This is a genomic window from Peptoclostridium litorale DSM 5388 (assembly GCF_900141635.1).
Lineage (GTDB): Bacteria > Bacillota > Clostridia > Peptostreptococcales > Peptostreptococcaceae > Peptoclostridium > Peptoclostridium litorale.
The window spans coordinates 23,658-49,276 of record NZ_FSRH01000008.1 but is presented as its reverse complement, the minus strand read 5'-3'; the positions used below and the strand labels follow the sequence as shown (position 1 = coordinate 49,276).

The window sequence follows — 25,619 nt, the reverse complement described above, 5'->3', positions numbered from 1 at the left end:
CGACATGCCTTGAACTCACTGAGTTCAAAGGCTGTCGCGATTTTCGTAGGCAAAATGGCCCGTAGGCAAGGAAAATCGCTCTAAAATTGAGTTTTGCCTACGATTTGCCTACGGTCGATGCAAATATTATATAATATTCTGTGTTATGTTAAGTTATACTAAAATGTTTTCGTTTCACGTCTGATTCGCTCTACCTCAGTGATAGCAACAACTTGCGACCGCTGAAACCATTGAAAATACTATCCGAAATATCTCTTAAGAAGTCCTGCAAATGCTGAACCATGTCTTGCCTCATCTTTACACATTTCATGAACTGTGTCATGTATAGCGTCGTAGTTTAGTTTCTTAGCAAGTGTCGCAAGGTCTTTTTTGCCCTGGCAAGCTCCGTGCTCTGCATCCACTCTAAGCTGAAGGTTCTTTCTTGTGTCTGCTCCGACAACTTCTCCCAGAAGCTCTGCAAATTTAGCAGCATGCTCAGCCTCTTCGAAAGCTATTCTCTTGTAAGCTTCAGCTATTTCAGGATACCCTTCTCTGTCTGCCTGTCTGCTCATTGCAAGGTACATTCCAACTTCTGTACACTCTCCCATGAAATTGTCTCTAAGCCCCTGAACAACTTCTGGGTCAAGTCCCTCAGCCACTCCTATCTTATGCTCATCGGCCCAAACTATTTCTTCGCCTTCAACCTTTTCGTTGAACTTGTCTTTTGCAACTCCGCACTGTGGACATTTTTCTGGCGCTTCGCTTCCCTCGTAAGTGTATCCGCATACTGAACAAATGAATTTTTTCATGATATGTATTCCTCCCTAAACTATTGTGTTTTTATTTGTTTGTAATGTTTTTTATTTTGTAACGATTACAATATTATGATATTACTTTTCGTCTTCTTTGTCAACCGTTTTGTAAAAAAACTTTATAAAAATGGTATACTTTCTATAAGCTTCTTGTATTCCCCCTCTCACGTATCTGCAGAAATCATCCATGTTCTTTTTGTCAATCCCTATTGTCTTCTATATGAGATTCAGTTTAAACTCTACTCCTCAACACTTACACAAAAGGGATATTGTTTGGGTACTCGGTGCCCAAACAATATCCCTTTTTATTTTTTCCAGACAGATCCCCCTGCCTTTTTTAAATTTCTTCTGTCATTCCCTCTAAACTTCAATGCTCATATTCCTGCTATCGAGATAGAGTATATACATTCCGGCGAATATCCCTACAATTCCTAGCAACCTTATAACTCCAATAGGCTCCCTGAACACTATATACGCCAACATAACCGCTATTGCAATCTCTATCGTGCTTACTATGCCGGCTTTTGACGGAAGGGCTCCCTTGTCTATTCCCATAAAATAGCTTCCAAAAGCTAAAAATGAAGTCGTAATCCCAAGCAAGGTCACCCCCGCCATCAGATTGAAGTTTGAAAACTTGCCTAACAGTTCAACAGGGCTGCAAAACGGAAGCATAAAAAGGGATGCAAATCCAAATGCATACATCAACACCACCCAGCTATTGTATCTTCTCATGAGAAGCTTTCCTATTATCCCGTTCACTCCAAAAGCAAATCCCGAACATGTCCCCGCAAGTATTCCTGCCATGCTCCCATAAAAAACACCTATATCCCCCTTTGTAACCACCAAAAAACATGATACGCTTGAAACCACAAGGGCTATTCCCTTAAGTTTCGTTATCTTTTCAGAAAATACAAACCTCGACACTATAACGGCAAATATGGGGCCTGTATACATCAGCGCAGTCGCAGCAGCTACTGATATCTTTGACACGCTGTAGAAAAAACAGATGCTGTTGACTCCCTGGCAGAATATGCCCATTGCAGCTATTTTGAACATTCCTTCGCCGTCTATTTTAATCTCATCCCTGTGATTTACAAGAGTTAGTGCAAGTATGAGCACAAATCCTATGAACACCCTTGAAAATGCAATTTGAAAAGGAGTCAACCCATTTCCAAGAAGCTTTCCTAGGGTTCCCTGGGTACTCCAGAATATCCCCGCAAGAACTATGTAGGTATATGGATTCTTTTTCATGTACCCCCTCCTACTCTTTCGTCTTAAACATCCCTATCTCATCTTCAAGGGAATGTGCCATAAGGCTTAGCTTTTCGGAAAATGCACTTAAATTTTCAATGGACGATGCATACTCCTCCATGCTGGCGAAAACCTCTTCAGTCTATGCCGCAGTCTCTTCCATCTGCACCGCTATAATCCTGACCCAATCTCGATTGCTTAATCCCCGCTATTTACACTTTCAAGAGTAGTCCAACTTATAGTCTATTTATATTGCCATACCCTTGCAGCTGCCTATTTTGAATTCTTCGGCCGCTCTAGTAGTCAAAAAGTACCCCATATCCCTTTATCTTGTCCTCAACTCCTGCGATTCTCAGGCAGTCCCAGAACGTCGCCTGTATAGCTGTTATCACAGGCTTTTCGAGCTCTTTTTCAAGAGCCTCTATTATAGGGATGGTCTTGAGGCCCGTGCAAGCTATGAAAAGGGCGTCCGCATCATCTGTATTTGCTTTTTTTGCAAGCTCATACACCTTTTCAAGGGGCACATTGTCTATGTCGTGGTCTTTTATGAGTCCCATTCCTATGAAGTTTGTCACCTCGTAGCCCATGTCGTTCAAAAAGCTCTTCGCCTTGTCATTGACCTCTTCCACATATGGCGTCAGTACAGCTATCTTCTTGGCCCCTATAGCCTCAAGAGCCCTTATGAAAGCTGAGCTAGTGGTGCTGCACGGTATGCCACCGCTCGCCTTCTTCATGTTTTCAATGAGCTGCCTGTCGTATCCCGCGCCTTTTATGAAGCTTCCGCTTGTGCATCCAAGTGTTATAACATCGAGCGGAGCCTCTGCAAGAACAGCCGCGGCATCCACAGCCCTTCTTCCAACCTCTGCAACACTATCTGCGCTCACATCATCCGGAAGTGCTACCCTGCTTGTGCATGTTATGACCCCGTTTGGAGACATTTCGTAAAACTCGGGCTCCATAACCCATGACGAAGCTATGTATACAAGTCCTATTTTCGCCCTGCTCCCATACATGTCTTCATTGAATATTCCTTTGCCATTCATGTTTTCATCCCCCTTTATTTTAAAAATGTACCATATGCTTATTTCTGCACATGGTACATTTTTATATTAACTATGTTTGAAACTTGAAATGTTTTTTATTTGAATGCGTATTCGTAACCGTTAAACTTGAGTGCAAGAGCCTCCACATCCTTTTTAAGGCTTTCAATGTCTTCCTTGTCTATGAGGGCCCTTTTGAAAAGCTTTGCAATCTCTTTCATCTCTTCTTCTTTCATTCCCCTTCTTGTAGCCTCAGGGGTTCCTATCCTTACCTCAGGCATTTCTCCTGAGAAGTCGTCAGAGCAAAGTATTCCTGCCTCTTCAAGGAATTTTCCAGGTGATTCTTTTACGTACTCTCCCAGATTCACAAGTATCAGGTGAGTCTGAGTATATCCTCTTTCCTTCCCCTTTACGTTGAATCCTTCAGCAGCCATGGCCTCTGCAAGAGCCTTTGAGTTTTTGACAACCTGAGCAGCATAATCATTTCCGAATTCCTTGATTTCAAGAAGCGAAACAGCAAATGCTGGAAGACGGTTCAAGTGGTGACTTGTCACAAGCGATGGTGCAAGGGCATTTCCCACTTTTTCCATAAGGTCCTTTCTGTCTGAAACCACGAATCCACCCTGTGGTCCTGGAAATGACTTGTGAGTACTTCCAAACATTATGTCTGCGCCTTCTTCCAGAGGATTGAAGAACACCCCTCCTGCAATAAGCCCTGTAACGTGCGAAGCGTCATATGCTATGACTATGTCGTTCTCATCAGCGATTTTTCTTAGCTTTTTTACAGGCTCTTCGAAAAGAGTTCCCGATCCACCGAATATTATCATTTTAGGCTTTAGCCTTACTGCCATTTCCTCTAGCGCCTGCGTGTCAACCGCACCATTTTTGTCAAACTTCATGTACTCAACGTTTATTGTCTCATCAAACTGTCTGATCTGGCACATAGGCCCTACAAGACCATGGCCCCAATCTGCAAGGCTTACCTCTATTACAAGGTCTCCCGGCTCAAGTATTCCAAGAACTACCGACATTCCCGCCATATGGCCTCCTATCGGTCTTAGATCCACATATTTTCCTCCAAATACGCTGCTCACAAGTTCATGCATTTTCTTTTCAAACTCATTTATATACTTGTTTCCGGCATATTCTCTGTCATCCATGTCCATTGTAGTGTAGCATCCGTATCTGTTGTTGAAGTCGGTTCCCAAATAACTTCTGACCTTTTCGCTCGAATAGTTTTCAGACGCTATCAAATTTAGACATCTCGATCTGTAGTCATCGTGTTTTTTTAGTATCTCGTCAATATCTTTTATGCTTTTGAACATCGCCTATCCCTCCAAATTGTTTTTTGTATTATCCGCATAACCCGCAAGCACATTCATTAGCCTCCGGACAGCGGCCTGAATATCCTGACCTTGTCAAACTCGTTGATATGTGTTGTTTCATATTCGGCCATCAAAAGCTGCCTGCCGTTTATGAACACGGCAACGCACCTGTTCATGCCCAGGCTGCCCAGCAGCCCCGTCACTGTAATATTTCCTTCCAACTGCTTTTTTTCTCCGTTCAGGATGATTTCCACGAAACCGCCTCCCGAGATATTTGTATATTTTTTACTGCTTTAAAAGCCATCCCAGCGAAAGTTTTCTAAGTATTGTGTCAGTAGGATTTCCAGTCTCACTGTCCCAGCCTGCATATGCATAGTACAGCTCAAGCGCTTCATTGAATTTTTTCTCGTCAAGCTGAACTCCCTCTGACGGCCCCGCTGGCATTGGCTCAAACATTCTCTTTGGCAGCTTGTCATCAGCTTTCGTAAACCCTGCCATGGCATTGAAGCGCCTCATCATATTAATCCTTCTCTCGCCTATTCTCATCAGCTCAAATACAGAAGTGTCCCATCCAATTCCACTTCTACAAAGGTTTACAAGCTCAGACGGTCCATAAAGCTCCCACGAAGGTCCCCATACAAACTGGCAAAGGCACAGCGAATCCAGCATTGAGAAATAGCACTGGCTGTCAAATGCAAACCTGACCTTTTCGTCATCTATTTCAAATGGATTGTCATATCCCTTGACCATCCCTATTTTTGCAACATTTATTCTTTCCTGGCTGTCAGCAGGCATTACAAGGAATGGATCGTGCTCGCTCGATTGGTGGTCCGCCCCAAAAGGATTGACTGCATACACCATTCCCACAGCAGGCTTGTACTGGGGCATATGTGCTGGAAACTCCTGCCCTTTGACTCCCATGAAAAGGTCCTGCGCTCCATTTCCTATTTTTTCAGAAGCTATTTTGCTTCCAAGTGCCAGCAGCTCTCCAAATCCTTCACGCTTTGCTATCTTTTCAATCAGCGGCGCAAGAACATCGGCGTTTCCGAATTCAAGCTCTATTCCGTCCGTATCTTCTTTTGTTATAAGTCCCTTTTCGTAGCATTCCATTGCAAATGCTATTGTTGCACCGCATGATATGGTATCAAGCCCATACATGTTGCAAAGCTGGTTTGCAAGGCATACCGCCTCCAGACTTGAAACTCCGCAGTACGAACCAAACGTTGCCGCAGTTTCATATTCAGGTCCACCGTATAGAGGGTCTACAAGCCCCGGCACTTCCACTACACGCTTGCACCTTACCGCACATGCAAAGCATGTGTCCCTTTCCTTGAGTATTGTGTTGTACATTGTCTCCCCTGTAGTGCTCTTTGCGCCTTCCGGGAAATGACCCTTTGTCCAGTTGTTCGTAGGCAAAAATCCCTCGTCGCTAAAGCTTTCTACATCTCCCGCAGTTCCATACTTCCCGAGACCGGCGACAGAAGGGTTGTTTTCAAGTTTTGTCTTCACCGATCCTGAAAGTTCCTTGAAATCTTGTGCATCGTATGCCTTTTGTCCATTTTTCTTCTTTACGACTATCGCCTTGAGGTTTTTAGAGCCCATCACGGCGCCTGTTCCATTTCTTCCATTGGCCCTGTTGCACATGTTGATTATGCATGCGTAGTTTACAAGATTTTCTCCACCCGGGCCTATCTGTGCTATTTCAACATTTTTCTCGCCAAGATCCGCCCTTATGGCTTCCTCGGCATCTCCTGTGACTTTTCCCCATATGTTTGAAGCGTCTCTTATCTGTATGTCGTCCCCGTCTATATAGATGTATACCGGCGAATCCGCCTTTCCCCTTATAACTATTGAATCATATCCGTTCCCCTTCATGTGGACCGGGAAAAAACCTCCCGCCTGGCTGTCACCTATGGTTCCAGTCAGAGGGCTCTTTGTCGTTACGACCATCCTGCTTATTCCGCTTATCGGAAGCCCCGTAAGGGCCGATACCGAAAATATAAGCATATTATCCGGAGAAAGCGGATCGACCTTTGGGTCCATTTCCTTCATTAAAAGATACAAACCAAGTATTGAACCTCCCGGATATTGTCTATATGTTTCACCTGGCAGCGTTCTTTTTTCAACTTTTTTCGTACCCAGGTCTATGTCCAGTATGCTTGCATCTGGAAATAGTCTCATACATATTCCTCCTTTTCATATGCTATTCGTGTATTATATGTGTGGCCGGCTAAAAGCCGGCCTTTCCCACATATATAAATGGATTTATTTTTGCTTATTTGCTTTCTATCGCCTCTATCTCGCTTACAAGGGCGTCAAGTATCTCTTTTCCTTTTTCTCCAACCATTCCAACATACTTGTCTCTTGCACTCATGCTTGCCTTTTTGAATTCTTCCCTTTGCTCTGGAGTAAGAGTCATAACCTCTACGTCGGTAGTAGCTTTTATCTGCTCAAGTGCTCCACCGTTTAACTCCGCCTGTATCTGGAATCCATAGTCTTCCATCTCAGCTGCAGTTTCCAGTATTATGTTTTGTATGTCTTCAGGAAGTCCGTCAAAGAACTGAGGGTTTACAGATGTTGTAGTCACATAAAGGCTTGCATCTGAAAGAGTAAGGTAATCCTGAACCTCGCAGAACTTCATCTCTTCTATAGCCGAAAGTGGATTTTCCTGTCCTTCTATCATCTTAAGCTGAAGTCCGCTGTAAACCTCCATGTATGGAACAGGCGTAGGGTTGGCACCGTAAGCCTCGTATGCCGCAACTATCATTGGTGATGGCATTGTTCTCATTTTGAATCCTTTAAAGTCAGAAGGCTTTTCAAGTTTTTTGCTGCTCGTCCACTGCATGAATCCTTCAGGCCAGTAAGAAAGCACCTTTATGTTCTTCTCAAGGTATTTAGCTGAAAGCATTTCATTTAAAGCCTTGCTTGTCTTGAATATCTCCTTGTTCTTTTCCATGTCGTCAGAGAAAAGGAAGTGAAGTGAGAAAAGCTGGTTTTCCGGAACTATTGTTCCTGTATTTCCTGGTGAAACCATTGCAAACTCTATTCCTCCGTTTTGAAGAAGCTCAGTCTGCTGAGTCGCATCCCCTATCTGTCCAACAGGGTAGACTTCAACATTTATTCTTCCTCCAGATTTTTCTGAAAGTGTTTCGACAAACTTGTGAACATACTGGTCCTGTATGCTTCCCACAGGCTCTTCGTGAGCGAATCTCCAGTTGTAGGTCTGCTCTCCGTCAGCGGTCTGCTCTCCTCCGCCTGAGCTTCCTCCGCATCCCGTAAGTAGTGCAGCAATCATTGACACAGCTAATATTAGGCTAAACATTCTCTTTTTCATAATTACCCTCCTCATATTTGTCTACTGTCGACACTGTTTTCGGATGCAATATTACTCATTGCATCCGTTAAGGTATTCAAGAGCCGTTCTAACATGCATCTCAACACCCGTTTGAAGCGTATCCTCATCAATATTGAACATTGGGTGGTGGTGAGGATAGTCTGTCTTTTTATCTTTATTTCCAGTCCCTATGAAGTAAAGGACGCTTGGAACTCTGTGTGTGAACTCTGCAAAGTCTTCTCCCCCCATGCACCTGTAGTCTACAAGACATGCTTCTCCGAGAGTTTTTTGTGCAGACTTTTTCGCTATCTGAGCCATTTCATGGTCATTCATTAGAGACGGATTGCTCGGGATGTATTCCAGCTCATAGCCCGTGCCCATTGCATCGCATATTCCCTTTACAAGCCTTTCAAACTTTTCAAGTAGAATTGCCTTTTCCTCTGCTTCATTTTCAAACAGGAATCTTATTGTTCCGGAAAGCTGGACTTTTTCAGGTATTATGTTTCTGCCTGTTCCTCCATGTATCCTTCCAACCATTATTGTTATAGGCTTTAAAGGGTCGGTCTCTCTGGTTTCCAAAGACTGCAGTCCCTGTACAACATTTGTCGCAACAAGTATTGGATCCAAACCCTTGTGCGGAGCCGATGTATGTCCGGCCTTTCCGAATATGGTAAGTTCGAACTCCTCGTCTGCCGCCATCACAGGCCCCGCCGATGCCCCTATCTTCCCGCTTTCTATGGGGGTCCAAAGGTGAGTTGCAAAAGCTGCGTCCACTTTAGGGTTTTCCATTATGCCCTCATTTATCATGTTAAGAGCCCCTGCCGATTCTTCATTTGGCTGGAAAACAAATTTGATGTTTCCGTTTATCTTTTCGCTGCTTTTCGAAAGTATTTTTGCCGCAATCATCAGCATGGCAGTATGCCCGTCATGACCGCATGCATGCATTTTGCCTTCTTCCTTTGACTTGTAGTCCACATCCGTTTTTTCCTGCTGTGGCAAAGCGTCCATGTCGGCCCTTAAAAGAACAGTCTTCCCAGGATGTCCCCCTTTTAAAAGACCCACAACCCCTGTTTCATTTACTATGCGGGTTTCAATCCCTAGATTTTCAAGATATTCCCTGACTATCCCAGATGTCCTGAACTCCTCATATCCAAGCTCCGGATGCATGTGGAAATCTCTTCTAAGCTCTATAATCTCGTCATTTAGCTTTTCAACTTCTTTTTTTATGTCCATTAAAGAGTCAATCATACCATTCCCACCTTCTCTGTAAGTGTGTTATTTTAAAATATTTCTACTTGAGTGCTATGTCCCTTACCGAAAGGGCGATTTCAGGGAAGAACATCATTGCTATTGCAACTGACACCAGCATGAATATATATGGCGGGGTGTTTCTTATTACTTTAAGGTACGGTTTGTCAAACACCGCACACGCCGTGAATATGTCGCATCCAAACGGTGGCGTTGCTGAGCCTATCGCCGCCTGAAGTGTTATAAGAACTCCAAGGTGTATAGGGTCTATTCCTGCATTTATGGCTATAGGGTAGAATATAGGCGTAAGTATTATTATTACGACTATAGGATCGACAAACATGCATCCCACGAAGTAGAATAGTGTAACGTTTATCAGTATCTTCATAGCTGACGGGTCAGTTCCAAGTACGCTTGCGGTTATCATCTGAGGTATCTTGGCGTAAGATATTGTCCATGAGAACGCCTGTCCTCCTGCAACCAGTATGAAAACCGCTGCTGTTACAAGTCCTGTTGAAAGTGCTATCCTCGGAAGGTCTGAAATCTTTACAGTCTTGAATATTACTATTTCAAGTATTGCTGCATATAGAACCGATGCAGCCGCAGCCTCTGTAGGGCTGAATACACCTGTATATATACCGCCTATTATTATTGCTGGGAATCCAAATGGAAGCAAGGCTCTTTTTGTCGCCTTTCCTCTTTCGCCCCATGTCGCCTTTGGTCTTTTAGGATACTTCTTTTTCTTTGCTATAAAGTAGTTGTACAGCGAAAATACAAGAAGTATTAGAAGACCAGGCCCTATACCTGCTATGAACAGTTCTCCTACAGACGCCCCGGTTACAACGGCATACATTATCATACCTATGCTCGGAGGTATAAGCAGCGCTATGTCACTGGCATTTATTATAAGAGCCATTACATCCTCATCGCTGTATCCCGTTTCCAAAAGCTTCTCTCTCATAGGCTTTCCTATCGCAACAACCGTCGCCTGAGTAGATCCTGAAATCGATCCAAACAGTGTACATGCCGCCGCAGTTGTTATTGCAAGTCCGCCGTGTATGTGTCCGACAAACGTTTCAACAAAATCCAAAAGCCTGTTTGCAGTTTGGCCTGCACACATTATATCTGCTGCAAATATGAACATCGGCACCGCCAGAAGCACAAATGTCTGTATTCCGGCAATAAGCTGCTGTGTCATCATCGACGGGTCCATATTTGGGAAGTACATTATTATTACCACTAGAGGAGCCATTATCATAGGCACCATCATAGGAAAACCTAAAAGCAAAAGCACAACCATTATTATCATCAAAGTAGTTACCACAAGGCTTCACCTCCTAATCCCTAAGGCCTCTTTCCGTAGACAAAAATACATCTTTTTCCTTCACGTTTTTTATAAAGTTCAAAGCATACTGAATTCCTCCAAGCGCAAAACCTATGGGAACTATCATATATATGAGATACATGGGTATCCTAAGCGCAGGGGTAACCCTTCCAAGCATGTGGACCTTTTGAACGTATCTGAGTCCCAGGTATGCAAGATAAAACATTGATGCCGAAGTGACCGAAGATATTACATACATGAATATTTTCTTTATGTTGGTCGGCACGATGTCGAATATCGCCGACATGCTTATGTGCCTTGCCTTTCTCGCTCCATAGCCTATCCCTGCAAATGTCATTATTATTGTAAGAGCCTGCCCTATCTCCTCTGCAAATGTCCAGCTCATGTTGAACACTGATCTACTTACAACGTTTCCTATAAGTATTAAAGCCATTATTATTACAGAATAGCTAAGTATGGCTTCTTCAACTTTGGAGAGTGCACCAGTAATTTTCTTTTCGGTTTTCATTTCGAACCTCCTTCACTCTCATACTCACATTAAATACATTTTCTTGAAAAGCAATCTTTTATTTTCAATATGGGTCAAATGGACAAGATTTCATAATCTGATATAATGATGCACATCAAATTAATGATCTTTTGATGAAAGCCAAGCTGTTCAAAGGGGGCTTTGCTTTTCACATATGTACATACAACTATGAACCCTGCCCATTCAATTGAATTTTTCAATATTAAAAGTCAAACCTTAATATTTTTTAAATCTTTAAGAAAATACTTGAAACTTTTTCGATATTCTAATAAAATATCTTTTGGCGAAAGTTATTTTATTGGCAATTTATTGAGTGGCGATTATTGATGTTTGATTAGCGGCAGTTAGTCATTGCTTCTTAATTCATTGGACCCCTAACACAGGGGTCATTTTTTTATTTTTCAAATAGTTTTCTAGGAATGCTTGTGAATGTCTCGCATCCGTTTTCTGTGATTCTGAATGATTCACTCATATCCACTCCGCAGTCGTCAAGCCATATTCCAGGTATCATGTGGAAAGTCATGTTAGGCCTTAGCATGGTCTTGTCTCCAGGTCTGAAGCTTGCTGTATGCTCGCCCCAGTCAGGCGGATAGTTAAGACCCGTTGAATATCCTATTCTAGAATCCTTTATGAATCCGCTTTTTGCTATGCTCTTTGCCCATACCCTTTCAGCCTCTTCACATGTCATTCCAGGTTTAATGCTCTCAAGGGTAATTGTAAGCCCCTCTATAACCACACTTGCAAGGTCTTTCACCTTTTGAGGAGCATCCCCAACTGTAAGCGTTCTTGAAAGCGGGCAGTGGTATCTTTTATAGTTACCGCAAAGCTCTAGTATTACAGTATCCCCATTCTTATAGGGCTCGTCTGTCCAGCTCAGGTGAGGAGTTGAAGTTCTGACTCCTGCAGGCATAAGTGGTATTATAGAGCAATAGTCTCCACCATACTCCTTTGTTCCACTTATCTGCGCATGGTATACATTTGCAGCGGCATCGCACTGCCTTACTCCTTCGGCTATGGAATCAACAGCCGTAGTCATCGCCTTTTCAGCAATTTTTGCGGCTCTTCTCATAAATTCCACTTCTGCATCAGATTTTATTATTTTCACCCAGTTCACAATTAGGTTTCCGTCTGCAAACTTGGCGTTTGGAAGGCTCTTTTGAAGGCTTTCCTGGCATTTTGCCGTATAATAGTATGCATCCATTTCAGTTGCAATTATTTTATTGTCATATCCCTTTTCCTTGATTATGTCTGCCACAAATTCCATAGGATGCTTCACAAGAGACTGTACATAGTCATCTGTGTATGCCCTTATGTGGTCATCCGAAAGCCAGCTTGTAAGTCTTGCCGCATTGGCATCCTGACCTCTTCCAAACCATACTGGCTCTTCTTCTCCAAGCATCACTACAAGTCCCTGGTGAACGTAAAATGACCATCCGTCAAATCCTGTAAGGTAATTTATGTTTGCAGGATCTGTTACGATAAGTGCATCAATTCCCTTGTGACTCATGGATTCCTTTGTTTTTTTAACTCTTTCAACATATTCTTCTCTGCTGAAATTTAGAATCCTTTCCATTTTCTTTCCCCCTTAATCTTTAAATATTAATCTTTTCATTCGTTTTTGAAATCCTATTTTTAAAATAATGCCCTGCTGAATATGCAGGATTCCAAACCACCTTATGAAAAAACTATAAATTGATCTATTAGAAAACACCATCCCTATAAGAGACAATGTGTCCTCTCAATGCAGTCTTGCAGCTTTGTATGTCTCCGGCCTTTAGGTATTCTATTATTTCATAGTGCTCCTTTGCCGTCATCTGAAGGTCTCCGCTTAGCTTTGTGTCATATATCATAGCCATTTGAAGTTGGAAGTGGAGCTGTTCAAGTATTTGAGCCCTTCTGTTGCTCCCTGATCTTTCCCAGATGTACTTGTGGAATTCAATATCCTTTCTACTGAGTGCAACAGCCTTTTCCATCATATCCTTATCTTTCATGCTTATTTGAAGCATTTCGTCCACTATCTTTGTAAGGTGCTTGAAATCCTTTTCACTTAGCTTATTTTCCTTGATTATTAGTTCTATCATGTCTCCTTCAAGAAGAAGCCTTATGTCGAATATCTCCTTCTTGTCTTCATCTGTAAAAGCGGATACATAGTTCCCTTTCCTTGGGACAAACTCTATTATGCCCATATTCTGAAGCTCTCTTATGCCCTCTCTAACAGGAGCCCTGCTTATTCCAAGTTCATTTGCTATTTCGGTTTCAGGAATATGATCCCCCTCTTCATATCTTCCTGTTATTATCTGTTCCTTTATATATTCTATTACTATTTCAGATAGATTTTCTCTTTTGAATCTATCTTCCAATACCGCACCAGCCATAGATTCACCACCCTTTGAAGTTTACTGCACAATACAGGCTACAATTCAATTTCAAATTATTCAGATAAGTTTTCAGCATACTTGCTCTCTGAAAACTCATCAGTTTAACTCTAATCATTTTTATGATATTTTTTTAACCGCATATTTTGTCTACTGTCGACAGTTGGTGGCTTTAAAAAAATGTTCACTCAAATACATCCTCCTTGGTATATTTTTAATGTGTTGAAAAATTTCATCTCGAATAATCATCCCCACACTCCAGGCTTGTATCTGCTGAACATTGTTTTTAATGTCTACTGTCGACAATTGATTTTCTTAAGCTAATTATATACATAAAGTTTCAAAAAATCAATATAATTTTCAGTTTTCTACACAATTTTTATGGTGTTCTTCTCCGAAGTTCAAATTTACGTTTTCAGCTTTGCATTTAGTATACATTAATTCAGGTGACCCTTTTTAATATATAATCTTTTCACATTAAGAAACTATATTTATAGTTTCCCTGGAATTCTTTTTTTAAACATATTTTTTGTATATTTATGATTCTTTTTTAATAATTGCTGGTTTTAATTTTAACAACAATCTATTTGCGTGTTAATGAGCCTATATTTTTAAAATTCTTCTATTTCTGATTTATTATTGATACAAATGTATGGACATTCTGGAAATACCCTAAAAACAAAAAATCCGGCAAGTGCCGGATTTTTTGTTTTGCAAAAGCTCCTATTTATTCAAGCTTAAACCTGTCCATTTCTGTTGAAAGTTTTTTTACAATGTCGTTTAGCTCATAAGCCTTGCTTGCTATGTCCTCCATCATATAGGACTGCTGCTCTGTCGCAGCACTCATCTCCTCTATTGCTGCCGACGACTCCTCAGAAACCCTGCTTGTATTCACTATAGACTCTATTACTGTATCCTTTGCGCTTGAAACCATTTCTATGTCTTTTCCCAAAATCGAAATCTGGCTTATCAGCTCGTCCGCAGATGTACTTATAGACTCGAACGAACTGCTCGTGTTCTTAACGTATTCATCCATAGAATCGAAGCTCTCCTGTGATTTTTCCATCCTCACAGCCGTATATTCTATCACCGAAAGCATATTTGTTATTATTTCTTCTATCTGTCCTACTGACTCTTCAGACTGCCCTGCAAGTGCTCCAACTTCCTGTGCTACCACTGCAAATCCCTTGCCATGCTCTCCCGCCCTTGCAGCCTCTATTGAAGCGTTAAGCGCAAGAAGATTTGTCTGCGATGCGATTTTTCTTATGGCGTCGACTATGCTTCCTGCATATTTTGAGCTCTCGCTAAGTCTTTCAATGCTCTTTGAGATTTCCTCGCTGGCCTGCTTGTTTTCAAAAAACTTTTCTTCCATCTTTAATATGGAATCTTTTCCCGTCTCATTGTTTTCCTTCATTACCTTTGCATTTTCAGCTGCCGTTTCAAGACCCATTTGAATGCCATCTATTCTACCCGCAAGCTCTTCCCCCATATCAACGCTTTTCCTAGCGTCAGAAGCCTGGCTTGAAACCCCTGCCGCTATCTCTTCTATTGAAGCTGCTATCTCGACACTTGAATCATTTACACTACCACACGAATCCTCTATTGTATCACTTATATTAGAAAGATTGGATGTGGTGTCCTTAATATTCGAAAGAAGACCCCTCATATTCTCGACCATGACGTTTATGCTCGATGCCAAAGTCCCAACCTCGCCGCCCTGGCTGTCGTCAATCCTGTCAATCGATACGTCGTATTTTGACACTTTTTCCGCTGCGCTGGCAACTTTAGTTATAGGGCCCGCTATCTTTAGAGAAAAGGCCGCCGCCAATGCTGAAGCCACCCCTGCAATTAAAATAGAAAACAGTATCATTGAATACTTGAGATTTTTTATCGAATTGTACTCATCGTCAACCCCGTAGTCGACGCCGAGTATGCCAACCGTGCTTCCTGTGCTGTCCTTAAGCGGATAATACGCTGTAACAAGAGCCCCATCTTCACTTGTTACGTCTATTTTTGCTTCCACATATCCGTCATTTGAGCTGTATACCCTTGAAAAGATTTCGTCATAGCCGTCCTCATATTTGCCTACTTCCGAAGAGGCTTCCCCCGACGCATCTACCACGTATATGAACCTGCCGCTACTGTCTCTTCTGACAGTATATATGAATTTTATTCCGCTCACGTTCTTGATTTCCATGAGCTTTTCCCTTATTTTTATGTAAGACTCGCTTTCCATATCATCTTTTGACTTTATGCTTTCGTGTTCATGTATGTCAATTTCCTGCGCTGATCCCCTTGCTATTGAAAGCGCCCTTTTACCAAGATTCTCCACAAGCATTGAGCTCGACCTGTTGTAAGCCATAAACGAAAGCGATATAGATGTCAGCATTATCATAATCACCGTTATTATGGAAAACTGTCTCTTTATGCTCCCTGAAAACTTAATAGCCTCTGTTAGCTTATTCAAGTTACAATCATCCCCTTCTTTTTAATATTTCCGACTCTTTTCGATGTTTTTCGATGTATTTTGCCACCAATAAAAATTATACCATCTCCAAGCATACCATAACCAGTATTCGCCTTAACTTTTCCTTAAAATTTAAAATGAATTTTATATTCTGCCTTTTCGATTTAATCGATCTTATTACTCATGACCAAAAAAATAAAAGCCCTTTTGTCTTAAGGACTTTATCTCATCATTTTAAGCCTTGTCAAGCAGCCCGAAAGCCTTTACCTTCAGACTCTCTTTTTATAGTCCATGAACTTTTCAGTCCATAATGGCATTCAGTCGCAATTATGATTTATATTTTTTACATACTGCTGCTTTTTACATCCACGAGTTTTTCCTTGAGCCTTGTATTCCTCTGGACTATCTTGTTGTTTTTGACTGCCATTGCGACTGCCTTTTTGCTTCCTACAAGCACGAGTATCTTCTTTGCCCTAGTTATACAGGTGTATATTAGGTTTCGCTGTAACATCATGAAGTGCTGCGTTGTCACCGGTGAAACTACTACCTTGTACTCGCTTCCCTGGCTCTTGTGAACAGTTGTCGCATACGCAAGCATCACTTCGCTCATGTCCGATATGTCGTATTCGACATCCCTGTCATCAAATGTTATCACAAGGGATTTGCTTTCTGTGTCTATGGACTTTATCCTTCCTATGTCACCATTGAATACATTCTTGTCGTAATTGTTTTTTATCTGCATCACCTTGTCATGCGTCCTGTACTCGGTTCCCCCATAGCTTATGGATATTTTTGAAGGGTTCAGTATTTCCTGAAGCACGTGGTTGAAATTGTGAGTCCCCGTGCTTCCCCTTTGCATTGGGCATATCACCTGTATGTCGCTTACCTTGTCGATATTATAGTATTTTGGAAGCCTTTTTGAACAAAGCCCCTTTATCTGCTCTACAACTGCATCCGGATTTTCCTCCTCTATGAAGAAAAAATCGGAACCCTTCCCGTTTGAAAGCTTTGGATATTCACCCTTGTTTATCCTGTGGGCATTTGTTATTATACTGCTTCCCATCGCCTGCCTGAATATCCTCTGAAGCTTTACCACGGAAACCATATCCGAATCTATTATGTCGGAAAGTACCTTTCCCGGCCCCACGGAAGGAAGCTGGTCCACGTCCCCCACAAATATTACCACGCATTCGTCCCGCACGGCCTTTAAAAGCGTGTTGAGCATTACAATATCTATCATCGACGCCTCGTCTATCACCAAAACATCGCAATCCAGCCTGTTGTCCTGGTTCCTTTGGTATCCCGCAGGCGGTTTGAATTCAAGCAGCCTGTGTATCGTCTTTGACTCTCTTCCCGAGGTCTCGCTCATCCTCTTTGCTGCCCTTCCTGTTGGAGCTGCAAGAGACACCCTGGCCCCCATGCTCTCAAATATCTTTATTATGGCATTGGTGGTGGTCGTCTTTCCAGTTCCAGGCCCCCCCGTAAGCACCATGAACTTTGATTTTATTGCAGTGTTTATTGCGTCAATCTGCACTCTGTCGTATTTTATATTTTCTTTGCACTGTATGGTCTCTATTATTACCGATATATCCTTTCCATCATATGGGCTGTTGCCCCTTGTTATGTCGTCAATCCTTCCGACTGCCCCCTTTTCACTGTAGTAAAGCGCTGGCACGTATACGGCATCTTCCTCCACAACAAGAAGCTCCTCCTCTCTCATTACTCGAAGCCCTTGAAGTATTATATCTTCCTGTATTTCCAGTATTTCCATAGCGCTTTTAAGAAGCTCTTCGGAGTATAGGAAGCAATGGCCCTCATTCGACTTTTCATTGAGAACATATACTATCCCCGCCTTGCACCTTTCAATGGAGTCCTGAGCAAACCCCATGTTCCTGGCTATGCTGTCGGCCGTCTTGAATCCAATCCCCCAGATGTCCCCTGCAAGCCTGTACGGATTTTCACTCACTATTTCTATGCTCTCATTCCCGTACTGCTTGTATATTTTAACCGCATAAGAAGTTGATACACCGTGCCCCTGCAAAAAAAGCATTATGTTTTTTATGTCCTTTTGCTCTTCCCAGGCCTTCTTTATCATATCAACTCTTTTTTTACCTATGCCGTCTATCTCACATAGCCTATGCGATTCGTTTTCTATTATGTCTATTGTCTTCTCGCCAAATCTTGAGACTATGCGCTTTGCATTCACGGGACCTATGCCCTTTATAAGCCCGCTTCCGAGATATTTTTCTATGCCCTTTACAGTAGCTGGAACAGACTCCTCATATTCAACCACTGTAAACTGCCTTCCGTAATTGCCGTTTGTCTTCCAAAACCCCTTGAGCTTCAATACGCAGCCCACGCTTACCCCCGCCATGTTGCCCACAATGGTGATAAGGTCGTGCGATACCTTTGACTTTATCTTTATAACGCTAAAGCCATTTTCCTCATTCTCATATGTTATTCTCTCAACTATTCCACTAAGCGTATCCATACCATCATCCGTTCATATATAATAATATCTTCTTAGTATTAATAATACCAGAGATTGCACCCCATTGCAGCCCTAATGATGCATTTGCTGGTCTACAACCCTGTTTCTTCCGCCCTCTTTGGCCGCATAAAGCGCCTCATCCGCTCTTTTTGCTATGCTCTTTTCTGTATCACCGTCCATATATGATGACACTCCTATGCTGCACGTTATATGCCCTACTATTTTAAACTCTGAATTTTGCACGCTCTCCCTTATTCTTTCTGCGAGGCTGTGGGCTTTTGAAACACCTGACATTCTGGCCATTACTATAAACTCCTCCCCCCCCCACCTCGCAAATATATCTGTATCCCTTATCTGCATTTTGACAACTTCCACAAGCTGCTGCAGGACTATGTCGCCCACGTCATGTCCATATGTGTCGTTTACCCTTTTAAAATGGTCTATGTCTATCATTATAAGAGAGAATTCATAGCCATTCTCTCTTGCAAATGAAATCTCAAATTCCAGGTCCCTGTCAAACTTAAGCCTGTTGTATATTCCTGTGAGCCTGTCTGTAACGGAAAGTTTTTCAAGCATCTCCTTTGCCTTTTTCTCCTCCGTTATATCATTCAATATGGCAAATGCATATTTTTTGCCTTCCACATGGGCCATGGACATGCTCACTTTCATGTCCCTTATGGTATCATCCGATATGATATGTTTTTCTTCAAAATTCATGCTTCCTCTTTGAACCACATTCTGCATATCCATATCAAGCTTTTGCCTCTCATCTGCCGCTATGTCGTATATGCTCATGCCCACCAATTGGTATCCATAAAAAACTACTGCAGACCTGTTGGCATCTACTATCTCCTTTTTACCCATGTCCATAAGATACATCATTGAGCTGTGCGAGTGAAAAATCTTTTTGAATGTCCTTTCCGCCTTCTTCCTTTCGCTCGAATCTCTTATGAAAAATAGCATCTTTACTATTCTTCCTCCGGCATTTTTTATAAGATTCATGTTTATGTCCAAATTGACCCTGCTGCCATCACATTTTACCCCGGTATATTCTTTTGTCACAATTGACTTTTCACAAAGCAAATTTTGAATTGATTTCAAAAAAACTGCCCTTTCACGTTCATCTATTACATTTGATATATCCTTGCCTTCAATCGCTTCACATTCATATCCGAGTATGGCCTCACTCACTGGAGACGCCATTAAAATATTCCCTTGCATATCAGTCATTACAACGGCATCCGGTGAATTTTCTATGAGGTTTCTGTAAAGCTGCTCAGATTCCTTGAGCTTTTCACTTGCAAGCACGCTATCTGTTACATCCCTCAACATTATTACAAAATAACCCCTTACAGGACTGAAGCTGTGTACAGACAGCCACCTGTCTTTAAGCTTCTTTCGAACCTTTATCTCTCTCCCATTGAACGCCACATCATAAAGCTTTTGAATCCACGACTCGTCCTTTATGAAAAGCTCTCCATATAATTTTGAAAGCATTTCCCTCTTGCATGTTCCCGGTTTTATTCCGACTATTTTTTCAAATGAAGTGTTGATCTCCATTATCAGCGCATCAGACGGCTCTCCATAGTCGTCAAATACAAGCTGGCAGTATACAAACCCATCAGACATGCTCTCAAAAAGAGCATTATATTTTTTTGTAGATATCTCGCCCGCCTGTATTATGCTTGTAATTGATTTTTCGTATATAGTGAAGCTCATATATGAAAAAATGCAAAAGAGTATAAACTCAACTACCATAATGCCCATATGGGCAAAATCCATTTCTACACCCCTGATCTGAGAGTAGATAGAATAGTCTATCACGAGGATTAGTATTGCTGCAATTGACGTTATAGTTAGCTGTTCCTTCTTCATTGCCAGAAATGACATTATTATCATTATGGATGCAAGGACAAACATCGTGTCATAAAATTCAATTGTCATAATGTCCATTTTATCCAATACTCCCGAAGCAATGTCCTTAAAAAATATTGATGCCATGCTTGCAAAAAGCATGTATACAGCTTTTTCAGGCTCCTCCTTGAATATATAATTTATAGAAAGTGCCGATAAAATTATGACAATGAATAGCTGTGCAACACTGGCTGCATTGTCATGCAAACTAAATGAATAACTGTTTATACTCCATATCTTAAGTGCAAAAAGCACTAGCGATATAGCTATTATTCCCGCATTGACATTCAAAATCTGTATCGCTTTTTTTTGTATTATTAATGGATAGGTCATATATGTATTTGCAAGCTCTCGGCTTAAATATTTAAATCTCCGCCTTATAAAAATCATATACGATACACCTCCTTTTCCATGTCTTCCAATCAAACAGCCTTTTAAATTGATACCCAAATGAATTGCTTCAGCCACTACTTAACTGCCCTGTTTAAACTTTATTTTATACATTTTGGGCACTCGGTGCCCAAAAAATATTTTTTATATTGTTGACAGGAGCTTTCAAAGATGCTAAAATTCAGAATAATCAAAAAATAAATACCGCTATACGCATCGACGGAGACAGGTCTTTTAATTTTTGCTCATAGAGAGCCAGTGGGTGGTGGAAACTGGCAGCAGTATTATTTGACAAATCACTCCGGAGCAGCATTTCTGAAATAGAGTAAGAAATGCCGGGAAGTCCCGATACAGACTTGAGGTTTAATTGAACCAAAATGAGATACCCCATGTTTATGGGGTAATTAAGGTGGTACCGCGGGAATTACAGCCTGCCCTTGACTTTGTCTTGGGCAGGCTTTTTATTTTTTTACGGCAGACATGCATGTCTGCAAACTATATATTATCAGGAGGAATGATTTAAATGACAAGTAGCACTTTTTTTTCAAATTCGGATCTAGGAATACACGTAACACTTGAAGACATGAGAATGGCTCAAAACAGAATCTCTTCAGTTCTTGAAAATACAAACCTCATAAAAAGCAGACCGCTGAGCGAGGAATACAACTGCAATGTCTTCTTAAAACCTGAAAACCTTCAAACAACAGGCGCATTCAAAATAAGGGGTGCATTCAACAAGATAAGCCAGCTTTCATATGAAGAAAAGAAAAAAGGGCTAGTGGCCTCTTCTGCTGGAAACCACGCTCAGGGTGTTGCCTATGCAGCTCAGATGCTTGGGGTTGAGTCTACAATAGTAATGCCAAGGACAACTCCACTCATAAAGGTTGAATCTACAAGGGGATACGGCGCAAATGTGGTTCTTTGCGGCGACTGCTACGACGATGCCTATGCAGAGGCCAAAAGGCTCGAGCGCGAAAATGGATTTACATTCATACATCCTTTTGACGATATGGACGTAATAACAGGTCAGGGGACGATAGGGCTTGAAATAGTGGACCAGCTTGAAGACATAGACTATATAGTAGCTCCTATAGGTGGAGGAGGGCTTATAAGTGGAATAGCCCTTGCAGCCAAATTCCTAAAACCTTCAGTGAAGATAATAGGTGTTGAGCCTGAAGGTGCAAAATCCATGAAAACCTCGGTCGAAGGAGGAAGGCTTGCAAGCCTTCCAAAGGTAAGCACTGTAGCTGACGGTGTTGCGGTGAAGACTCCTGGAGAAAAGACATTCTCCATAGTTCAAAGCCTTGTAGACGAGATAGTCACAGTGTCTGACTTCGAGCTTATGGAAAGTTTCCTTCTGCTTCTTGAAAAACACAAGATAGTTGCTGAAAATGCAGGCATACTTCCCGTTGCAGCACTAAAAAAGATAAGGGCCAAAGGTAAGAACGTGGCCTGCGTGATATCCGGAGGAAACATAGACGTTGTCACCGTGTCTTCAATGATAAACAGGGGCCTTGTAAGCAGGTCAAGAATATTCTGCTTTGCCGTGCAGCTTCCAGACACTCCGGGAGAGCTCTCGAAGATATCAGACATACTTACAAAACAAAATGCAAATGTAATAAAGCTTGACCACAACCAGTTCAAATCATTCGACAGGCTTTCCCAGGTAAACCTTGAGGTCACAGTAGAGACAAGCGGAAAGCACCATGTTGATTCGATAGTTTCAGCCCTTGAGAAAAACGGCTACAGGATAACCAAAATACATTAATATAAGTAATGCAATAAGTCGAGTTCAACTTCCCGTATGCTCGGCAAGTACCCAAAAACTTATTAGAGGAAGTTTGACATACAAAACCCAAATCATTTCATATTAAATTATAATTTAGTCCTAAATGTGGCAAAGCCAGTTGAAATCTGCTTTGCCATCTTGTTTTTCCCTTCCCAAACAATGAATCTAGATGGTAATAAAAATATAAATTATTCAACTTAATAGGGCACTCATTTGGGTATAATATTCATATACAAACCCAAAAACCGATGCGTCCTTCAATAGCATAGGTTCATATAAGTTTGGAGGGGAGGTATTTTTTTGGAGATTAAAAACATATTGCTGCCGGTTGACGGCTCTGAATGCAGGATGAAATTCTTGGGCATAGTGGAGGAGATAGCCCTAGCTTTTGACGCTGAAATAACCATACTTCATGTTCAAGACAGATATTCATCCCTTCCAATTCAAAACATTTTTGAAACACAGTTTGACATCAAAAACATCAAGAATATACCCATAATAAATAAAAAACCTGGCATGCATGTAATAAGCAGCATAAAGAAATTTTTAAGGGGAAGCGGCATAATTCTCCATCCAAGAGTTGAGATCGGAAACCCTGCTGAAAAGATAATCGACATTGCAGAAAAAGAAAATTTCGATATCATAATAATGTGTTCTCATGGAATGTCTTCAAGCAAAAAATTCCTGCTCGGCAGCGTAACAAACAAGGTCGTTCACTATTCAAGCAAGCCTGTACTCATAATAAAGCATGAGTTTTGCAAGGTGATTGACTTGAATATGGCAAGGAAATATTGATTGTAAATCAAGCGCATTATTAATTATGTAGAGGTGGTCATATGAAATTTTTAGAAAGAGAATTTATAACATCAAGCGAACTCTTTACAATGATATCTTCAAAAAAAGACTGTAAGATACTCGACATGCGATCAAAGTCAGAGTTTGAAGATTATCACATATGCAATGCTATTCACGTATCAAGACAGGAAATAGAATCTAAAATAGCACAGATTCAAAATGAAGGTCCAATGCCCATAATAATAGTGTCTGACTTTGAAAGTGATTCAATAGAGATATTGGCCTTAGTAGATAATAAGGACAGGGTTTTTTATTTAAAGAGAGGAATGAATGAAGGCTGGTTTGAACTTTTAAAACACATACGTGCAAATGAGCTTAAATGAGGCTAATAAATTCTTCTGTATGAAGAATGAGTTTCACGTAGAACAAAATATAAATACTACTAACTGTAATTGATATATTTCAGTTAAAACTCCATTCAGTCTTTGGAGTTTTTTTATTTTTTTGAAAAAGGATTAGTACAAAACAGATATTAATATATAACAAATATTAATAAAAAACTAAAATTCATATGGGAAGCCAGAAGCCTTACCATGCAAAACTCTTAAGGTATTCTCAAAAAATATATTGGTCACAAGGGGCTGATTTTTAAAACTTATAGAAAAAAACAGTGATAAATTTAAAATTAAAGGTCAGACATTAAAAATATTAAAAACAGCAGGACAAATTAAAAAGTACAGGACAAAATATTTTTTTTAATGAAGCTGGGATTGTGGATGAAAAACAAGGTTATCAACAGAATATCCACAAAAACCACGTGAGTTTTGCACATGTATTGAGATTTCTTTTAATAAAAAGGTATGCTTTTTCAAAAGAGGCAAAAAAAAACGCCATTGCGGCGTTATGGATATTAGGGTTCTTAAAAAAGGGCATAACAAAAAAGCTTGCCCTATTTCATGAGATGTAAATTTATTACATTCGAGCGGAGTATTTTCCTTATATATGCGGCAGGATGGTCTATGCTTCCGGAATGGAGCTTTGTGAAAACACCATCTATTACAGCATCTACAGTTGATTTGGAAGAATGCTTAAGCAGATCCAAAAGATTGTATATTATGTTTTTGTCGGCTCGGGACTTTGCAGGTTCAATTAGGCTTTCACGAACTGAGCATATATAGTCGTAGAGCTTCGCGTATTTCGAGGTCAGCCTGTCGAATCTGCTCTTGAACGATTCAATGCTGTCCTTGAGCGTGGATTTCAAAGCATCAAGTGGCTTTAGTATGAATAGAAACCTGTTTTTGGGTTTAAGCCCTTTTCTGTGCGAATACTGCTTTTGTTCTATCTTCCTTAAAATATGATTTTCCCCAATGAGTTTTATAATTACTGACTTTATGTAGTACAGGTTGTCTGTGTTTAAAAACGATATCCACTTGCTATTTTCATTCTTGAGGTTTATTATGAAGCTTTGCATGCTCTTAAAGCCCTTGGTGCTCATGAGTATGCAGCAGTAATATATTATCTTTTTCATAGTAACTGACATTTCATAAAAGTCCCTTGTAAAAAAGAGTTTTCTAAGTTCCATATATCCAGAGCTGCTTCCAAGGTACTGCACGGAGCTTTCAAATGCGTCTTCCATTGAGACGATTTCCCATCCCATGTACATGTCATTGTATCTTAGAATGTCCATATCTATGAGTTTGTTAAGGCATTGTGTGACTGTGCTTCTGTGCATGTATTCGGATTCTTCTACAACCATCTTTGCAAGCGAGCAGACTGAGCTTTTGGCAGTTCTTATTATGAATATGTGCTCTTTGTCCATTGAGCATGGGCCGTCCAAGGATTCCAGGTACCAGTCCCTTTTAAGTTGTGATGACAATAGGCACAGCATGTTGAATACGTCTATGAGCTTGTGATGATCCTTGCATTCCAATACGTCTAGAGCGTGTGAAATTGAAGCCTTATTTGACATTGTACGGACCTCCTTTCCCTTTGCATGGCGCTTTATATAATCGATTTTGAATAAACTGATACCAATATATAGTCTGACAATATATATTATAAAAAAATTCAAGGATAAATGAAAATTTATTACATAAAATGGAAACGGAATTTTTGGGTCGTAATCGGAATTTTTGGGTCGCGACCGGAATTTTTGGGTCGCAATCAAAAAACACATGTATTTAAGGTAATACAAAGCTATTTTTAAGAGTTTGCAGTATATCCAGGTGGATATGCTGCTGATTTTGTCCAAAATGGAAACGGAATTTTTGGGTCGTAACCAAACTGATACGCAAAAAAGCCGTCTTTTTTGCAAAAACGGAATTTTTGGGTCGCGACCAAACTTTAAAAAAATAAACTCCCAAAATTCAATGTTTTTGCTACTTGTAAAATAAAAAGAGCTTTAAAGGTACTCAAAAAAAACGGAATTTTCGGGTCGTAATCAAACCGGTATGCAAAAAAAATGGAACTTTCGGGTCGCGACCGGAATTTTTGGGTCGAAGCCGGAATAATTGGGTCGCGATCGGAATTTTTGGG

At 40.9% G+C, this 25,619-nt stretch carries 20 protein-coding genes and 1 other annotated feature; of the genes, 4 read left to right on the top strand and 16 right to left on the bottom strand.

The genetic code is table 11. The features are described 5' to 3' along the window. Nucleotides 1–239 precede the first annotated feature (239 nt). The 15 genes from BUQ87_RS08730 to BUQ87_RS08660 all read right to left on the bottom strand — a co-directional run bounded on the left by BUQ87_RS08730 (nucleotide 240) and on the right by BUQ87_RS08660 (nucleotide 20,443). Complete coding sequence (locus BUQ87_RS08730; protein ID WP_038263140.1) at nucleotides 240–788, bottom strand: NADH peroxidase; 549 nt, start codon at nucleotides 786–788, stop codon at nucleotides 240–242. A 363-nt stretch (nucleotides 789–1,151) separates the two neighbouring features. Then, the gene (locus BUQ87_RS08725) at nucleotides 1,152–2,042 is read right to left on the bottom strand and encodes a DMT family transporter (protein ID WP_038263142.1); all 891 of its coding nucleotides are present in this window, start codon (nucleotides 2,040–2,042) and stop codon (nucleotides 1,152–1,154) included. Between the two features lie 296 nt (nucleotides 2,043–2,338). Further along, the gene (locus BUQ87_RS08720) at nucleotides 2,339–3,085 is read right to left on the bottom strand and encodes a maleate cis-trans isomerase family protein (RefSeq protein WP_052635996.1); all 747 of its coding nucleotides are present in this window, start codon (nucleotides 3,083–3,085) and stop codon (nucleotides 2,339–2,341) included. A gap of 95 nt (nucleotides 3,086–3,180) precedes the next feature. After that, nucleotides 3,181–4,407, bottom strand: coding sequence for a serine hydroxymethyltransferase (locus BUQ87_RS08715; protein ID WP_038263145.1), 1,227 nt, complete (start codon nucleotides 4,405–4,407; stop codon nucleotides 3,181–3,183). 56 nt (nucleotides 4,408–4,463) lie between these two features. Further along, nucleotides 4,464–4,661: a sulfur carrier protein ThiS gene (gene thiS / locus BUQ87_RS08710; RefSeq protein WP_038263148.1), complete on the bottom strand. Its 198-nt coding sequence runs from the start codon at nucleotides 4,659–4,661 to the stop codon at nucleotides 4,464–4,466. A gap of 31 nt (nucleotides 4,662–4,692) precedes the next feature. Continuing rightward, nucleotides 4,693–6,588 (bottom strand): aldehyde ferredoxin oxidoreductase family protein, encoded by a 1,896-nt coding sequence (locus BUQ87_RS08705; protein WP_038263152.1) that lies wholly within the window; start codon nucleotides 6,586–6,588, stop codon nucleotides 4,693–4,695. Between the two features lie 94 nt (nucleotides 6,589–6,682). Further along, nucleotides 6,683–7,741 carry a TRAP transporter substrate-binding protein gene (locus BUQ87_RS08700; RefSeq protein ID WP_159434295.1) on the bottom strand — a complete coding sequence of 353 codons (1,059 nt, stop codon included), beginning with the start codon at nucleotides 7,739–7,741 and terminating at the stop codon, nucleotides 6,683–6,685. A gap of 51 nt (nucleotides 7,742–7,792) precedes the next feature. Then, nucleotides 7,793–8,989: a M20 metallopeptidase family protein gene (locus BUQ87_RS08695; RefSeq protein ID WP_242943820.1), complete on the bottom strand. Its 1,197-nt coding sequence runs from the start codon at nucleotides 8,987–8,989 to the stop codon at nucleotides 7,793–7,795. Between the two features lie 43 nt (nucleotides 8,990–9,032). Further along, on the bottom strand, nucleotides 9,033–10,313 hold the full coding sequence (locus tag BUQ87_RS08690) for a TRAP transporter large permease (protein WP_038263157.1): 1,281 nt from the start codon (nucleotides 10,311–10,313) through the stop codon (nucleotides 9,033–9,035). A 13-nt stretch (nucleotides 10,314–10,326) separates the two neighbouring features. Further along, entirely contained in the window at nucleotides 10,327–10,842 is a 516-nt protein-coding gene (locus BUQ87_RS08685) for a TRAP transporter small permease (RefSeq protein WP_038263158.1), read from the bottom strand. A gap of 415 nt (nucleotides 10,843–11,257) precedes the next feature. Beyond that, nucleotides 11,258–12,436, bottom strand: a complete 1,179-nt coding sequence (locus BUQ87_RS08680) for a M24 family metallopeptidase (RefSeq protein WP_038263160.1) — start codon at nucleotides 12,434–12,436, stop codon at nucleotides 11,258–11,260. 127 nt (nucleotides 12,437–12,563) lie between these two features. Further along, entirely contained in the window at nucleotides 12,564–13,238 is a 675-nt protein-coding gene (locus BUQ87_RS08675) for a GntR family transcriptional regulator (RefSeq protein WP_052635997.1), read from the bottom strand. Between the two features lie 727 nt (nucleotides 13,239–13,965). Further along, on the bottom strand, nucleotides 13,966–15,705 hold the full coding sequence (locus BUQ87_RS08670) for a methyl-accepting chemotaxis protein (RefSeq protein ID WP_038263163.1): 1,740 nt from the start codon (nucleotides 15,703–15,705) through the stop codon (nucleotides 13,966–13,968). A gap of 343 nt (nucleotides 15,706–16,048) precedes the next feature. Next, complete coding sequence (gene recD2, locus BUQ87_RS08665; protein ID WP_038263166.1) at nucleotides 16,049–18,196, bottom strand: SF1B family DNA helicase RecD2; 2,148 nt, start codon at nucleotides 18,194–18,196, stop codon at nucleotides 16,049–16,051. A 72-nt stretch (nucleotides 18,197–18,268) separates the two neighbouring features. Next, nucleotides 18,269–20,443, bottom strand: a complete 2,175-nt coding sequence (locus tag BUQ87_RS08660; RefSeq protein ID WP_159434294.1) for a sensor domain-containing diguanylate cyclase — start codon at nucleotides 20,441–20,443, stop codon at nucleotides 18,269–18,271. A gap of 264 nt (nucleotides 20,444–20,707) precedes the next feature. Beyond that, nucleotides 20,708–20,942: a binding site (T-box leader), on the top strand. An 81-nt stretch (nucleotides 20,943–21,023) separates the two neighbouring features. Here BUQ87_RS08660 and ilvA point away from each other — a divergent pair. The 4 genes from ilvA (at nucleotide 21,024) to BUQ87_RS15180 (ending at nucleotide 24,051) form a co-directional block, all read left to right on the top strand. Next, complete coding sequence (ilvA, locus tag BUQ87_RS08655) at nucleotides 21,024–22,268, top strand: threonine ammonia-lyase (RefSeq protein WP_052635999.1); 1,245 nt, start codon at nucleotides 21,024–21,026, stop codon at nucleotides 22,266–22,268. Between the two features lie 321 nt (nucleotides 22,269–22,589). Continuing rightward, nucleotides 22,590–23,084: a universal stress protein gene (locus BUQ87_RS08650; protein ID WP_052636000.1), complete on the top strand. Its 495-nt coding sequence runs from the start codon at nucleotides 22,590–22,592 to the stop codon at nucleotides 23,082–23,084. Nucleotides 23,085–23,125: 41 nt separating this feature from the next. After that, complete coding sequence (locus BUQ87_RS08645) at nucleotides 23,126–23,467, top strand: rhodanese-like domain-containing protein (RefSeq protein ID WP_038263169.1); 342 nt, start codon at nucleotides 23,126–23,128, stop codon at nucleotides 23,465–23,467. 389 nt (nucleotides 23,468–23,856) lie between these two features. Further along, entirely contained in the window at nucleotides 23,857–24,051 is a 195-nt protein-coding gene (locus BUQ87_RS15180) for a hypothetical protein (protein ID WP_038263171.1), read from the top strand. Here the strand turns inward: BUQ87_RS15180 and BUQ87_RS08635 are convergent. Then, the gene (locus BUQ87_RS08635) at nucleotides 24,034–25,053 is read right to left on the bottom strand and encodes a hypothetical protein (protein WP_038263174.1); all 1,020 of its coding nucleotides are present in this window, start codon (nucleotides 25,051–25,053) and stop codon (nucleotides 24,034–24,036) included. The genes BUQ87_RS15180 and BUQ87_RS08635 overlap by 18 nt on opposite strands. Nucleotides 25,054–25,619: the final 566 nt, after the last annotated feature.

Bases quoted from the DNA above. Each gene is read 5' to 3' on its own strand.
- BUQ87_RS08675 (WP_052635997.1), bottom strand. From the start codon at position 13,238: ATGGCTGGTGCGGTATTGGAAGATAGATTCAAAAGAGAAAATCTATCT.
- BUQ87_RS08685 (WP_038263158.1), bottom strand. From the start codon at position 10,842: ATGAAAACCGAAAAGAAAATTACTGGTGCACTCTCCAAAGTTGAAGAA.
- BUQ87_RS08705 (WP_038263152.1), bottom strand. From the start codon at position 6,588: ATGAGACTATTTCCAGATGCAAGCATACTGGACATAGACCTGGGTACG.
- BUQ87_RS08715 (WP_038263145.1), bottom strand. From the start codon at position 4,407: ATGTTCAAAAGCATAAAAGATATTGACGAGATACTAAAAAAACACGAT.
- BUQ87_RS08720 (WP_052635996.1), bottom strand. From the start codon at position 3,085: ATGAATGGCAAAGGAATATTCAATGAAGACATGTATGGGAGCAGGGCG.
- ilvA (WP_052635999.1), top strand. From the start codon at position 21,024: ATGACAAGTAGCACTTTTTTTTCAAATTCGGATCTAGGAATACACGTA.
- BUQ87_RS08700 (WP_159434295.1), bottom strand. From the start codon at position 7,741: ATGAAAAAGAGAATGTTTAGCCTAATATTAGCTGTGTCAATGATTGCT.
- BUQ87_RS08730 (WP_038263140.1), bottom strand. From the start codon at position 788: ATGAAAAAATTCATTTGTTCAGTATGCGGATACACTTACGAGGGAAGC.
- BUQ87_RS08645 (WP_038263169.1), top strand. From the start codon at position 23,126: ATGAAATTTTTAGAAAGAGAATTTATAACATCAAGCGAACTCTTTACA.
- recD2 (WP_038263166.1), bottom strand. From the start codon at position 18,196: ATGGATACGCTTAGTGGAATAGTTGAGAGAATAACATATGAGAATGAG.
- BUQ87_RS08695 (WP_242943820.1), bottom strand. From the start codon at position 8,989: ATGATTGACTCTTTAATGGACATAAAAAAAGAAGTTGAAAAGCTAAAT.
- BUQ87_RS08725 (WP_038263142.1), bottom strand. From the start codon at position 2,042: ATGAAAAAGAATCCATATACCTACATAGTTCTTGCGGGGATATTCTGG.
- BUQ87_RS08680 (WP_038263160.1), bottom strand. From the start codon at position 12,436: ATGGAAAGGATTCTAAATTTCAGCAGAGAAGAATATGTTGAAAGAGTT.
- BUQ87_RS08635 (WP_038263174.1), bottom strand. From the start codon at position 25,053: ATGTCAAATAAGGCTTCAATTTCACACGCTCTAGACGTATTGGAATGC.
- BUQ87_RS08660 (WP_159434294.1), bottom strand. From the start codon at position 20,443: ATGACCTATCCATTAATAATACAAAAAAAAGCGATACAGATTTTGAAT.